Below are 13441 nucleotides of genomic sequence, written 5' to 3'. Positions count from 1 at the left end.
TGGCGATGAAAAAAGTTGCTTAACTGGGGTGTACAGGTTTGCTTGACCACCTCAATTTGAGGGTGTAATGGATAAAGCCAAATTAAAAGTCCAGCAATTTCGTCAGCGAGAGCAAGCCATTCTGGATGCCGCCCTGGAATTATTGATAGAGCAGGGTGAGGACAAAGTCACCGTAGAGCAGATAGCGATGAAAGTCGATATTGGCAAGGGCACCATCTACAAACACTTTACCTCCAAAACTGAAATATACATCCGCCTGTTGTTTGATTACGAAAATGGCCTGAAGGAAAAGCTTGAAAAAGCCATTGAAGAGGCCGAGGGCGGTGATTACAACGCACCGGCAAGAGCCTATTTCTCTCATCGCGTCCAGGATCCGGTAAAAGCCAGACTGTTTCAGCGCCTTGAAGAGCGATTGGTTGCAAATAATGAGGAAGTAGAGAAGCGCCAGGAATTGGATGCCGTAAGAAAGAAAGCACTGGATAAAATCAATCAGTCTTTTGCTCGTCGAATCGAAGAGGGGCGCTTGCGCGAGGCCCCACCATATTATTACTACATGACCTACTGGGCTCTCACACAGGGCGCGGTTGAGCTCTATGACAATCCCTACTGCCAGAGCGTGGTTGACGACTTTGATGGCTTGCTGAAGTTTATTCAGGATGTAGGGGTTCATATCGGCATCGACCCAAATCTTGCCAAGCACTAAGCCTCGAAAGCAGCCCTAAATTAACGTCTCAGGCAGCCGACACAGTCATTATTATCCGGTAGTATTTGTGCCTGACTTGCTAATAAGCAGGCCTTTACAGCAATTAATATGAGACGTTCATGCCCAAACTAATAAAGCTGCAGTTTTTGCTCGCTGTCGTCATTACTCTGCCAGCCTGTACCGCTGATTACACAAAAAGCCTGGTAAAGCAGGGGCTTCAGGACAGTTACATCATTGACACCCCTGAGCTGTACAGCACCCGCCAATGGGTCATCCCCAACAGCGCTAGCATTTATGTGGCTTTTCCTGGCGGCCCCTGGTCGATCCCATTACGCCGGAAAATGACCGCAGAGCTGGGGCAGGCCATGAACCGTTATTTCATTAATGTTCAATACCCCAACGACGAAGTCAGTCTGGATCGAGCCATATACACTGCCCAGGCACTACAGGCCCGTTATGTCGTCTATCCACAACTGGCTGGATATTCCAACAAGCTGAGCAGCTTTGTGGAAATCGACGAGGACTTTAACGATAACTATGACCAACTTGGCTTTGATCGGATCGAAATGCTGATGAAGCTCTATGACAGTCAAACGGGTAAGCTGATCGACGTTACTCACTTACGCGCCCGCAGCGGTTTGGCGTCTTTTGAACGCTCAAATCCCTCTGACCTTTTTGCTGACTCGTTTCAGGCTTATGCACAAAGCCTCGTTAGAGTCTCACCCTAGGTTTTCTCATGGAATCACTGATCGAAACAGCCTCCCGTTTGCAACAGGAGTTCGAAAACAAGCTCCCACCGGTTGATCAATGGAATCCTGAGCTGAGCGGTGATCTCGATATGCGCATTGATCGAGAGGGGCGCTGGTATTATCAGGGAAGCCAGATTAAGCGGCAGTCGCTGGTCAAAATGTTCTCAAGCATACTGAAATACGAAGGGAATGATTATTATCTGGTTACACCGGTGGAGAAGTGGCGCATTCAGGTGGATATTGCCCCTTTTACAGTCATTGCAGCCAATCACAAAGACGGGCAACTGGTTTTGACGACCAACATCGGGAATGACATCGTCGTTGACGATCAGCATCCGATTTTCGTGACCCAAGCCGATGATGGGCAACCGCTGCCAATAGCCATAGTGCAAAGAGGGTTCCAAGCCCTGATCGGGCGCTCGGTATTCTATGACCTGATCAATAATGCCGAAACAGTTGTTGCCGCTGACGGAACTGAGCAACTGATGGTTAAAAGCGGCAACTGTTCGTTCAGTCTGGGCAGCTACTGATCACCTCATCAACTCTCTGCTGCGGCATCCATAAGCCCATAAATTCATAAAAAAAAGGAGCCGTCTGGCTCCTTTTTTTGCGCCTTCCCGACATTAAGAAAGGCTTGCAACCCATTAATATGATTACATATTTGGGTAGTTTGGACCGCCAGTTCCTTCCGGAGTTACCCACACGATGTTCTGGGTAGGATCTTTGATGTCACAGGTCTTACAGTGCACACAGTTCTGTGCATTAATCTGCAGTCGCTTGTCTCCAGTTTCTTCACTTTCAACGATCTCATACACGCCAGCAGGGCAGTAGCGCTGGGCAGGCTCATCGTAGATCGCGAGATTGGTCTTAACAGGAACCTCGGCATCTTTAAGCGTCAGATGACAGGGCTGATCCTCTTCATGGTTGGTGTTCGACAGGAACACGGAAGACAGCTTGTCAAAGCTCAGCTTGCCATCGGGTTTCGGGTAGCTGATTTTCGGACACTCAGAAGCAGGTTTCAGTTGTTCATGATCCGGTTTTGGATCAGACAGGGTCCATGGCAGCTTGCCGTTAAACAGATTGATATCAATAAAGGCGTATGCAGAGCCAACCAGGTTACCCCATTTGTGCTGAGCTGGGCCAAAGTTGCGCTGATCGTACAGCTCCTGATAGGCCCAGGAGGCCTTGTAAGCTTCACCAAATTCAGACAGATCGGTACTGGTGTGACCGTTGGTAATGGCCTCTACAACACTTTCCGCCGCAATCATGCCTGACTTCATGGCGGTGTGAGAGCCTTTGATCTTGGCAAAGTTGAGAGTACCGGCGTCACAGCCGATCAACAAACCACCGGGGAAGTGCATCTTCGGTTGAGATTGGATTCCACCTTTGGCAATAGCGCGAGCACCATAAGAAGTGCGCTCACCGCCTTCCAGATACTGTTTGACCACTGGGTGGTGCTTGTAGCGCTGGAACTCGTCAAATGGACTCAAGTGAGGATTGGTGTAGGACAGATCGGTAATCAGACCACAAACCACCTGATTGTCCTCAATGTGATACAGGAAACTACCACCGGCAGCGCCGTTTTCAGCCAGAGGCCAGCCAGCCGTATGAACTACCAGACCTTCCTGATGCTGCTCAGCAGGGATTTTCCAGATTTCTTTGATGCCAATGCCGTAGTGCTGAGGCTCTTTACCTTCATCCAGATTGAATTTGGAAATCAGTTGCTTGCCCAAGTGGCCACGACAACCTTCAGCAAACAGGGTGTATTTACCGTGCAGCTCCATGCCCGGCATGTAGGAGTCTTTTTGCTCGCCATTCATGCCGATACCCATATCACCGGTAGCAATACCTTTAACGCTGCCATCTTCGTTATAGATAATTTCTGACGCCGCAAACCCGGGATAAATATCAACACCCAGCGCTTCCGCCTGCTCAGCCAGCCAGCGGCAGAGATTGCCCAGACTGATAATGTAGTTACCTTCGTTGTGCATGGTTTTTGGTACCAGCAAACCTGGTACCTTCTGTCCCGCCTCAGCATTCTTCAGGTAATAAATGTCATCGCCTTTAACAGCGGTATTCAGGGGGGCGCCTTTCTCTTTCCAGTCTGGGAAGAGTTCGTTCAGAGCCTTGGGCTCGAACACCGCGCCAGAGAGGATATGCGCGCCAACCTCGGAGCCTTTTTCTACAACAACAACACTGAGCTCTTCATTTAACTGACGAATACGGCACGCCGCTGCCAGGCCGGAAGGGCCTGCACCAACGATGACCACATCGTATTCCATAAATTCACGTTCCACAGGTATCACTCCTCATCTAGCTCTAAAAATAGGTGTTCCGTAAGTTTTTCTTTACGAAAAAACAAAACTTACAGGATCTAATTTTTTATACCCCCCAAATAGCAGGGACAATTTTGTGGGCGCCATTATATAGACACATCATAGCTTGTACCAATGTCTAATAGACGCTTTGGCACGGCAGAACAAGGATCTTGTTGCATTATGTCAAGCAAGCGTTTGAAAATGTACAAAAATACAGCAAATACAAACACTTCTAGCAATGACGTTAATAGCCCCGAAGCCGCCAGACAACGCATGAATGGGTCTGACTTTATAAATGAAGTATTGATTTTGCAGGTCGAAAACGGCAACATATCGGCCGCCTGAAAGCGTGTCCCCCTGAAAGAAGGGTAACTAACAAGCGTTTCGGGCGTTGGAAACGCCATGCCATTTATCTTTTTAGATAAGTCTGGCGTTCAACCCCAATTAGATTAAGCGAATGGAATACCCATGAAGATTCTTGTTGCAGTTAAACGTGTGGTTGACTACAACGTTAAGGTTCGTCCGAAGTCTGACGGCACCGACGTTGATATCGCCAACGCCAAGATGTCCATCAACCCTTTCTGTGAAATTGCTGTTGAAGAAGCAGTTCGCCTGAAAGAGAAGGGCACCGCTACCGAAATCGTAGCCGTATCAATGGGACCTAAGCAGTCTCAAGAACAAATTCGTACCGCTATGGCTCTGGGCGCCGATCGTGGCATCCTGGTTGAAACCGATGCCGAGCTGCAGCCACTGGCTGTTGCCAAGTGCCTGAAAGCCATCGTTGAAAAAGAAAGCCCAGACATGATCATCATGGGCAAGCAGTCCATCGACGGCGACAACAATCAGACTGGCCAGATGCTTGGCGCTCTGACTGGCATGCCTCAGGGTACCTTCGCTTCAGAAGTTGCCATTGAAGATGGCAAGGTTAACGTAACCCGTGAAATTGATGGTGGTCTGCAGACTGTTGCATTGAACCTGCCAGCGATTGTTACCACCGACCTGCGTCTGAACGAGCCACGTTACGCTTCTCTGCCTAACATCATGAAAGCCAAGAAGAAGCCTCTGGACACCACCTCTCCAGAAGATCTGGGTGTTGATGTGACTCCACGCGTTCAAACTCTGAAAGTTGAGCCACCTGCCGAGCGTCAAGCGGGCATCAAGGTTGCCGACATTGCAGAACTGGTAGACAAACTGAAAAACGAGGCGAAGGTAATCTAATGAGCATTTTAGTAATTGCTGAACACGACAACGCCAGCCTCAAGGGTGCTACTCTGAACACCATTGCGGCGGCCAAAGCCATTGGTGGCGATATTGACGTACTGGTTGCTGGTAGCGACTGTGGTGGCGCTGCTACTGCCGCTGCTGCTGCTGAAGGCGTTAGCAAGGTAATCAAAGCTGACGATGCCGCTTTTGCCAATCAACTGGCTGAAAACGTATCCCTGCTGGTTGCCGAGCTGGGTAAGAACTACACCCACATTCTGGCTCCTGCGACTTCCAACGGTAAAAACATCGCTCCTCGCGCTGCCGCTCTGCTGGACGTTCAAGCCATTTCGGACATCATCTCTGTTGAAGGTGCCGACACCTTTAAGCGTCCAGTATACGCCGGTAACGTTATCGCTACCGTTCAGAGCTCTGACGCCATCAAAGTAATCACCGTTCGTGGTACTGCGTTTGATCCCGTTGCTGCCGAAGGTGGTTCTGCCGCTATCGAAGACGCCGCTGGCCAAGACGCCGGTGTATCCGCCTTTGTTGGTGAAGAACTAGCTGTAAGTGATCGCCCAGAGCTGACCGCTGCCAAGGTTGTTATTTCCGGTGGCCGTGGCATGCAGAATGGCGACAACTTCGAAATGCTGTACAAGGTAGCCGATAAGCTGGGCGCTGCGGTTGGTGCATCTCGTGCCGCTGTTGATGCGGGCTTCGTACCTAATGACATGCAGGTTGGTCAAACCGGTAAGATCGTTGCTCCTGAGCTGTACATTGCTGTAGGTATCTCCGGTGCTATTCAGCATCTGGCTGGTATGAAAGACAGTAAAGTCATTGTTGCCATCAACAAAGACGAAGAAGCACCTATCTTCCAGGTTGCTGATTATGGTCTGGTTGCCGATCTGTTTGATGCGGTACCAGAGTTGGAAGGCAAGCTTTAATCGCTTGTTGATTCCATCCGAACGCTGTTTCGGAGATAAAGCCGGCTATTTAGCCGGCTTTTTTGTACCCGCCTGATAAAACAGGCACTATTCCTGTGGTTAAAGGAAATTTGATGGATATTGAAATCTTTGAAGAATGGTCCATGTACATTGGTGTCGGCGGCCTGATTCTGTTTATGGTATTTATTGTCTGGGATCTGGCCAAGGAATCAAAAGCAGGGCGCTTTGGTACCTTTATCCTGTTTCTGGTGCTGGGACTTTGCCTGTTGGGCTTTATTATCAAGACCGTACTGATTGAATTTGTCCTCTAGGGCAATTGACTCTGCTGTCATCAGTGATGGCTGTGTGACAGCAAACTATAATGACAAAAAAATCGTCAAGGGAAAGGCATGCAGCTGTTTAGTCCGTCCAGTAAAGTTCAGCGCGACCGCAACATCCTGAGAGAAAGTGACGCAAGGCTGGCCAAGTACAGTCGGCGTGGCATTGTATTTGCCCTGATCGCCTACACCATTTGTCTGGCCTACGGCTATCTGCGCGTCATGGAGCCACGACTGGCAGTAATTCTGACGGTAGGTTTCTTCATCATCTGTGTAGTTCGGGCTTTCTTCCTGCTCAGATTTGAACCTATTTACGCCAAGGGTCCACAGCGCTGGCGTAATCTTTATTTTGCCTTCACTTTGCTGGGGGCCGCCTGGTGGAGCGTCATCCTGATCTCCGTCACTCTGACCCTTGGCATGGTGGGGGAAACCCCCATTCTGTGGCTGTATACCGTGATATTTCAGGCGACCGTGACCAGCTCACTGTCACCCTATAAAAAATTCAGCCGGGTGTACCAATTTATTTCAATTATCCCGCCGACCCTTGCGGCCCTTTGGATGGGTGGGTTTGACGGCTATATGTACAGCGTGATGATGTTCATTTTCTACATCATGCTGCACCAACAGGTCGACACCCTGCATGACAACTACTGGCAGAGGCTGGAAGCCAACTACGCTCTGACTCAAAGAACCAAGGTACTGGAGGCAGAGAAACGCAACGTAAACGCATCGGTCGATCTAAACGCTGAATTTCTCAGTGGCCTTGGCCGGGAGTTTCGAGCGTCCCTCAATGACATCCTGGGTGGATTGACCCTATTGACCGACAGCAAGCTCACCAAAGAGCAACAGGACCTACTTAAGCTGGCGGAGAAAGCCGGTGAGAGCCAGCTGGATCTGGTCAATAACGTGGTCGACTTTGCCAAAATCAACAGTCGTAATCTGGTTCTGGAAAACAGCATTTTCAACCTGCGCACCCGCATTGAGCAGTGGGTAAGTGAACTTAGCACTGAAGCACATCAGCAATGCGTTGAGCTCGATTATCAGCTCACCAGTGAGCTACCGCTACGCGTCAATGGCGATATGAAACGGGTTGGGCAGGTGTTTAATAATCTGGTCAGCAATTGCATTAAGCTCTCAGAGCATGGCCACATTACTACCAAGGTACAATTCGAGCGTACCGGGGAAAGCTCCGGATACCTCGAATTTCAAATTATTGATCAATACTTCAGCGGTACCGAAATAACCGACAACCACTCCACCTCAAAGGTGTCGGCATCTGATTCGAGCTTATGGTTGGCCCTATGCAAAGGTCTGGTAGAGTGCATGTCAGGCTCACTGGAAACAGGGGTTACCGAGCACAATGAGCGGCAATATCTGGTCAGATTACCTCTTGAAGTCTCCAATACTCAGCCATCGCTGGTACGAAGCCTTCTAAAACTCCATGGTCAGCGAGCTCTGCTGCTCACGGACAAAGAAATCGACACCTACTGGCTCAAGGAAGTGGAGAGCTGGGGCATTTCAATTGAAACCGTCTACTCAATCGAAAAGGCACAGCTGCGTCTGGATGATGCTGGCAACAGCGAACACCCATTCAGCGTGTTAATGATTCAAAATTTACGAACCACACCGGAGCTGCTGGATTTTTCACAGGGCCTGCTTTACGACGATCTGCATCAGTCACTTAATCAGATTTTCCTGCTCCGTCATTCGGATGATGACAACTCCGAGCTGACACAATTGATCGCCAACAACAGCAAAATTGCCAATCTGTACCGTCCGGTAATCGGCTCTCGAATTCATGAACTGCTGTGCCATATGCTGTTTCAAAAGCCGTTGAGCCAGTGCTCCAGCGAAGAGCATTTTCACCAGATGGGCGAGGGCAAAGAAGCCCTCCTGGTTGACGATCACAGGGTCAATCAACTGGTAGCCGAAGGCATGCTTAAAAAACTTGGTTATGGCGTTAATCTGGCCAGCAACGGTTTTGAGGCACTCAAAATAGTCGAAGAGAAGAGCATTGACATTATTTTTATGGATTGCCAAATGCCCGAGATGGACGGTTTTGATGCCACCCGGGCCATCCGTGAGCTGGAACAAAAACAGGGGAAAGAAGGCCGCCACATTCCCATCGTGGCAATGACAGCCCATACAGAAGACAGCGACAAAGCCTCCTGTTTTGCAGCAGGCATGGACGACTACTTAGCTAAACCGGTGCGCTACGAAGATCTGGAAGCAAGACTCATTCGGTGGCTGGGCAGGTAAACCTGCCCCTGCTGTACCTAGCTGAATTCTGACCATATAGGAGCGTGGTCAGAGGGTTTGTCCATGGCCCTGACATCGTAGTCGATGCTGGCGTCTTTGCATCGCTCCGCCAAACTGGCTGTTGCCAGAATCAAATCAATGCGCAGACCCCGTTTGGGTTCGCGCTCAAACCCTTTGCTGCGGTAATCAAACCAGCTGAAAAGGTCATTACGCTCGGGGTGAATACGTCTGAAGGTATCCTCGAAGCCCCAGGCTTTAAGGTTATCAAGCCATTCACGCTCTTCGGGCAAGAAGCTGCACTTGCCGGTACGCAACCAGCGTTTCTGATTATCAGGCCCAATGCCAATATCGATATCCTCGGGAGAGATATTCATATCCCCCATCACCAGAATCTGTTCATCGGGGCTGTGGTTTTGATTCAGGTAGTCGTAGAGATCAGCGTAGAATTTACGTTTATTGGGGAATTTGGTGGGATGGTCGCGGCTTTCACCCTGAGGGAAATAACCATTAATCACGGTTATCTCACCACCGTAGGGCGATTCGCAAGTGGCACCGACCACTCGTCGCTGAGCATCCACATCATCACCGGGGAAGCCTTTAAACGAGCTAATGATCGGAGTCCGACAGAGCAGGGCAACACCATAGTGGGTTTTTTGGCCGTGAAAAACCACCTCATAACCAAGCTCCCTAATGGCATCCACCGGGAAATCTTCGTCAGTGACTTTCGTCTCCTGTAGTCCAATAAAATCCGGGGAGTGATTCTCAACCACAGCAGCCAGCTGATGCAGGCGCATACGAACGCTGTTTACATTAAAGGATACGGCTTTCATTAACAGTCCAGAGATAAGATATTATTTTGAATGTTGGGCCACACGCTTGCCGTCACTCAGGTTGAGCCAGTCAAGCAAGATGTAACCAGATTCTGATAGCAAGGGATCCTCATCAATCGAGATGGCATTGTCCAGATAGGGAGAGTCACTACCTTCTTCCGATGCCTTGGAGTCTTCACGCCATTGCTCGAGAGAGGTGAACGGCTGCTGTCCTTTACCTTGGCGACGTTGATTTTCGCTTGCCAGTGCTTCAGATTCGGCCTCTGCACGCTCCTGTTGGCGCTGCTTAAGATTGAGAGAAATCTGTTTCTCCTGCCTGTTTTCCTGCAGCAGTTGTGACTGCCGGACCAGGAAAGCCAGATCTGGATCATCAATTTTTCGCTGCTCATGTTTGGAACGCAACACGGGCAGAACCGCATCGATGTTAAAATACGCGCGATGATTAACCGGGTGAATCTGATCCCAGGGCAGGGCAGTCTCATAGCTGCTTTCACCCACGTCATCAGCATTAATCAGGGCCGGGTAGAGAATATCCGGAATCACACCACGATGCTGAGTGCTTTCGCCGGATACCCGGTAGAATTTTGACTCGGTAATTTTCAGCTGCCCCTCATGCACACCAACCAACGCCTGAACCGTTCCCTTACCAAAGGACTGGGTGCCGACGATTAAACCACGCTGATAGTCCTGAATAGCGCCGGCAAAGATTTCCGAAGCCGAGGCACTCAGACGATTGGTCAGAACAACCAGTGGCCCTCGGTAAACTGCGGGCAATCGAGAGGTATAATTTCTCAGGATTCGATTATTACTTTGACGAATTTGAACTACCGGGCCCTGATCTATAAACAGATCCGTCAGGGTTGCCGCCTCTTGCAATGAGCCGCCCCCGTTATCCCTCAGATCGACAATCAGACCATCGATGTTTTCCTGATCCAATTCCTGTAATAAACGGAAAACATCCCGGGTTGTACTCTTAAAATTAGGGTCCTTACGGCGGTAAGCCTCGAAATCCACATAAAAAGCGGGAATATGTATTACACCCACTTTGTGCAATTCACCCTGATCATCAACCAGATCGAATACCGCTTTTTGTGCGGACTGCTCTTCGAGCTTGACCTTACCCCGGGTGATGGCAATTGTTTTGAAATCTTCAGAGCCAATATTGTTTGCCGGCTTCAGCTTCAGTCGCACCACGGTATTTTTGGGACCGCGTATCAGATCAACTACATCGTCCAGACGCCAGCCAATCACATCAACCATTTCACCGCTGGAGCCCTGGCCGACAGCCACAATGCGATCTGCGGGCATCAGCTCACCGGTTTTATCGGCAGGGCCGGCCTTAATCAGGCGAACAACTTTGGTATAGCCTTCATCCATCTGTAATACCGCGCCAATTCCCTCAAGGGAAAGGGACATATTGATATTGAAAGCTTCCTGGGTTCTCGGTGCCATATAACTGGTATGAGGGTCATAGAGTTCTGCCAGAGCATTGATCAAAATCTCATACACATCTTCTGTACTCTGCTGTTCCAATCGCTGCAGCTGATTGCGATAACGCTTGGTGATGGCTTCGCGAGCTTCCTGCTGGGTGTCGCCAGACAACACCAGATTCAAGACGTTGAACTTAAGCCTTTTACGCCAGTAGTCATCCATGATCGCTTCAGTCTCAGCCCAGCTACGGCTATCCTCTTCGAAACCTATGGATTCCTGTCGCTCGTAATCAAACTGGAAATCGTCAGACTCAAGCAGCTCAATCGCTTGCTCCAAACGCTCGGAAGTTCGCTTAAAGTACAACTGGATGATTTCCAATGGCTTATCAAGATTGCCACCTGACATCAGGTCATCAAACTGGGTTCGATAGAGTTCAAATGAGGCAATGTCAGAGGCAAAGAAATAATATTTATTAGGATCCAGTGTGGTCAGTAAGTTATCCAGATACTGACCGGAAAGGGCGTCGTCAAAATTCTTTTTGCCATAGTGGGCCTTTGACAGGTACTCAACGATATCACGGGTTGTTTGTGCGTGATCCGCGTCAAAACTGATTGAAGAGGGCTCCTGAGCACTGCCAAATGAGAAAGGTGAAGCAACAGACAATGCCAGAGGTAAAACCATAGGCAATAGTAATTTTCGCATGGAAAGTCCAACGTAAAACGTTTCTTTATTATACGTATCGAATATAACACAAAGGTCAAATATGAGACGCACTTAATATGGGGTTAAACCGCTATATTGCAGGGCTATGCTGGTGGCGCTGGGCGTTAATTAACAGATTCCTGGGCGTTAATTGTCGATCACAAAAGGCCGTCAACCCAACCTTGAAACCGTTATCCTGTAAGTACAGGCAACGATCAAGGATTAACCACAACTCAATAGCGCGCTTGAAAGGCTGATGAATCAATTCAAACTTTCGAATGTCGATTAATACTGTCTGGGCCTGCTCTAAATACCTTTCGACAGCTATTGAAGAAGAGGGCGCTGCAACGCCTTTCTTGGTAAAGCACCAGTCACAGAACGACTGAAAATCACCAGCCAGACGGGATTTGGGAACTGAAGGTACCGCAAGATACTCATCCACACCGCGGACCTGCCTTTGCAGCAAGTCAAAGCCCAGGCGCCAAAGGCGCTCTTTTTCCCGTGCAAGGCGGTCTCGGTTACCTCCGGTCACGGTCTCAGCCACAGACAACGCCAAATCATCACGGGTAAGCTGCAATCCCGAGTTTTTGCCAATGGCAGAAAGGGGCATATAAACTTGTTCAGGCACTTTGTGATAACAGCAAGGGGATACGCTTAATCCACTTATTGAATGCTTAACTGCGTGCTGTATAACCGCCAGGTGCAAGTTTCCACAAGCGTGCAAGGCAGTGCTGTAATGTGCCTTCTGGTGCAACGCAGCTGGCAGGGGCTTGAGCACATCATGACAATGAAAGCTCAGGGGTAATTCTTGATCCATAGCCATTTTTGCACCGGCATCACACAAGCCCTGATCAAACTCCAGGCAATCAACTTCAACCTGCTGCGATACCGCCAGCAACCTGGCCAAATGGCCTTTACCCGAACACCAATCCAGAATCGGCTCAACAGTATCAACCTGTGCAGCAAAAGCCTTAATTTGCTGCCATTTGCGGCCGGGTATGCCGGTATGGAAAAAGCGATCAACCGTCAGATTGGCAGGCGATTCGCAATCATCTTGCCTAAGGGACTGGTCAAATTGACGGATTTGTATGTACAGATCCAGCAACCCCGGCTCAATGTCGGCTAAAAGAGCATCAAAAGCCTTCGGGTTTGACTCACAACACTGCAATTGCTGCACCGTCATCCTTTGTAGGCTCTTAAACAAAGCATCAAAAGCATCCGGATAGGAAACCCGTCCACTAGCTAAAGAGCGAAACGGCCTGTATTGGAATAACGGCTGATAACGGATCAAATAACCATTAATCAATTGAAAGGGGGTATGTAAATCCATGACGCCATTATATCGGCATTTGTTCCTGAGTAAGCAAAAGGGATGGTGGTCTTAACACTAGGAAGATAATAATATTTACAATTTAACATAATATACATTATGCGAAACATCATATTGTAATGTAGAGGGCAGATTGCTATAAATCGAACCTGACATTAACTAAACAGATGGCCCAATTTTATTGTTATGAGCAGCAACCGTCTGATCTATGACACCGCATTAAAACTGTTCTTGCTGATTTTCCTTTTGCCGTATCATCTTTTGGCCTCCGCGAACGACGACCGAGTAATCATTGGCACATACTTCGTCCCAGGCTATGTAGAAAACAAAACCAGCGGCAAATACATCAAGCAATTTAAGGAGATCGTTGGCTTGTTGGATTTGGACGTGCAACTTGAATTACAGCCCACCAGACGAATCCAGCACAATTTCCTAAGCAGAAACATAACGGGATACTTCCCAGAATTGGTTGAATTCATGCCTGATGAAGCATGCCGGACTGAAGCCATCGATCAAAAAATTGTTCATATTTTCACCCGCAAAGATCGTCGCCTGGTTAGTTACTGGCAGCAGCTGGACGACCTGCAGATTGGAGCTGTCTCAGGCTACAGCTATGGCAATGAGTTATACGCTCGACCACACCTGAAGATCACATACT

General features: G+C 49.0%; 12 protein-coding genes. 8 read left to right on the top strand and 4 right to left on the bottom strand.

Annotation, left to right across the window (positions count from 1 at the left end):
- Positions 1 to 67 precede the first annotated feature (67 nt).
- The 3 genes from ACPXV9_RS15650 to ACPXV9_RS15640 all read left to right on the top strand — a co-directional run bounded on the left by ACPXV9_RS15650 (position 68) and on the right by ACPXV9_RS15640 (position 1982).
- Positions 68 to 703 (top strand): TetR/AcrR family transcriptional regulator, encoded by a 636-nt coding sequence (locus tag ACPXV9_RS15650; protein WP_423898997.1) that lies wholly within the window; start codon positions 68 to 70, stop codon positions 701 to 703.
- A 119-nt stretch (positions 704 to 822) separates the two neighbouring features.
- Positions 823 to 1431: a DUF4823 domain-containing protein gene (locus ACPXV9_RS15645; protein ID WP_423898996.1), complete on the top strand. Its 609-nt coding sequence runs from the start codon at positions 823 to 825 to the stop codon at positions 1429 to 1431.
- Between the two features lie 8 nt (positions 1432 to 1439).
- Complete coding sequence (locus ACPXV9_RS15640; protein ID WP_423898994.1) at positions 1440 to 1982, top strand: DUF1285 domain-containing protein; 543 nt, start codon at positions 1440 to 1442, stop codon at positions 1980 to 1982.
- A gap of 123 nt (positions 1983 to 2105) precedes the next feature.
- Here the strand turns inward: ACPXV9_RS15640 and ACPXV9_RS15635 are convergent, their stop codons facing one another.
- Entirely contained in the window at positions 2106 to 3734 is a 1629-nt protein-coding gene (locus ACPXV9_RS15635) for an electron transfer flavoprotein-ubiquinone oxidoreductase (RefSeq protein ID WP_423898999.1), read from the bottom strand.
- Positions 3735 to 4238: 504 nt separating this feature from the next.
- Between ACPXV9_RS15635 and ACPXV9_RS15630 the strand changes: the two genes are divergently transcribed.
- The 4 genes from ACPXV9_RS15630 to ACPXV9_RS15615 all read left to right on the top strand — a co-directional run bounded on the left by ACPXV9_RS15630 (position 4239) and on the right by ACPXV9_RS15615 (position 8490).
- On the top strand, positions 4239 to 4988 hold the full coding sequence (locus ACPXV9_RS15630; protein ID WP_423898993.1) for an electron transfer flavoprotein subunit beta/FixA family protein: 750 nt from the start codon (positions 4239 to 4241) through the stop codon (positions 4986 to 4988).
- Positions 4988 to 5914: an electron transfer flavoprotein subunit alpha/FixB family protein gene (locus ACPXV9_RS15625; RefSeq protein WP_423898991.1), complete on the top strand. Its 927-nt coding sequence runs from the start codon at positions 4988 to 4990 to the stop codon at positions 5912 to 5914. Before ACPXV9_RS15630 ends, ACPXV9_RS15625 begins: the two co-directional genes overlap by 1 nt.
- A gap of 113 nt (positions 5915 to 6027) precedes the next feature.
- Entirely contained in the window at positions 6028 to 6225 is a 198-nt protein-coding gene (locus ACPXV9_RS15620) for a DUF2788 domain-containing protein (RefSeq protein WP_423898990.1), read from the top strand.
- Between the two features lie 78 nt (positions 6226 to 6303).
- The gene (locus ACPXV9_RS15615) at positions 6304 to 8490 is read left to right on the top strand and encodes a response regulator (RefSeq protein ID WP_423898988.1); all 2187 of its coding nucleotides are present in this window, start codon (positions 6304 to 6306) and stop codon (positions 8488 to 8490) included.
- A gap of 17 nt (positions 8491 to 8507) precedes the next feature.
- Here the strand turns inward: ACPXV9_RS15615 and xthA are convergent, their stop codons facing one another.
- The 3 genes from xthA to ACPXV9_RS15600 form a co-directional block, all read right to left on the bottom strand.
- On the bottom strand, positions 8508 to 9320 hold the full coding sequence (xthA, locus tag ACPXV9_RS15610; protein ID WP_423898986.1) for an exodeoxyribonuclease III: 813 nt from the start codon (positions 9318 to 9320) through the stop codon (positions 8508 to 8510).
- Between the two features lie 21 nt (positions 9321 to 9341).
- Positions 9342 to 11453, bottom strand: a complete 2112-nt coding sequence (locus ACPXV9_RS15605; protein WP_423898985.1) for a carboxy terminal-processing peptidase — start codon at positions 11451 to 11453, stop codon at positions 9342 to 9344.
- A 91-nt stretch (positions 11454 to 11544) separates the two neighbouring features.
- Positions 11545 to 12783, bottom strand: coding sequence for a methyltransferase (locus ACPXV9_RS15600; RefSeq protein WP_423898984.1), 1239 nt, complete (start codon positions 12781 to 12783; stop codon positions 11545 to 11547).
- 186 nt (positions 12784 to 12969) lie between these two features.
- Between ACPXV9_RS15600 and ACPXV9_RS15595 the strand changes: the two genes are divergently transcribed.
- Positions 12970 to 13441: hypothetical protein (locus ACPXV9_RS15595; protein WP_423898983.1), on the top strand; the 472-nt coding region annotated here is incomplete at its 3' end.

It is taken from the genome of Candidatus Pelagadaptatus aseana (genome assembly GCF_040362265.1).
Lineage (GTDB): Bacteria > Pseudomonadota > Gammaproteobacteria > Pseudomonadales > Cellvibrionaceae > Pelagadaptatus > Pelagadaptatus aseana.
The sequence above is the reverse complement of the archived record's forward strand: the minus strand, read 5'-3'. Positions and strand labels throughout refer to the sequence as shown.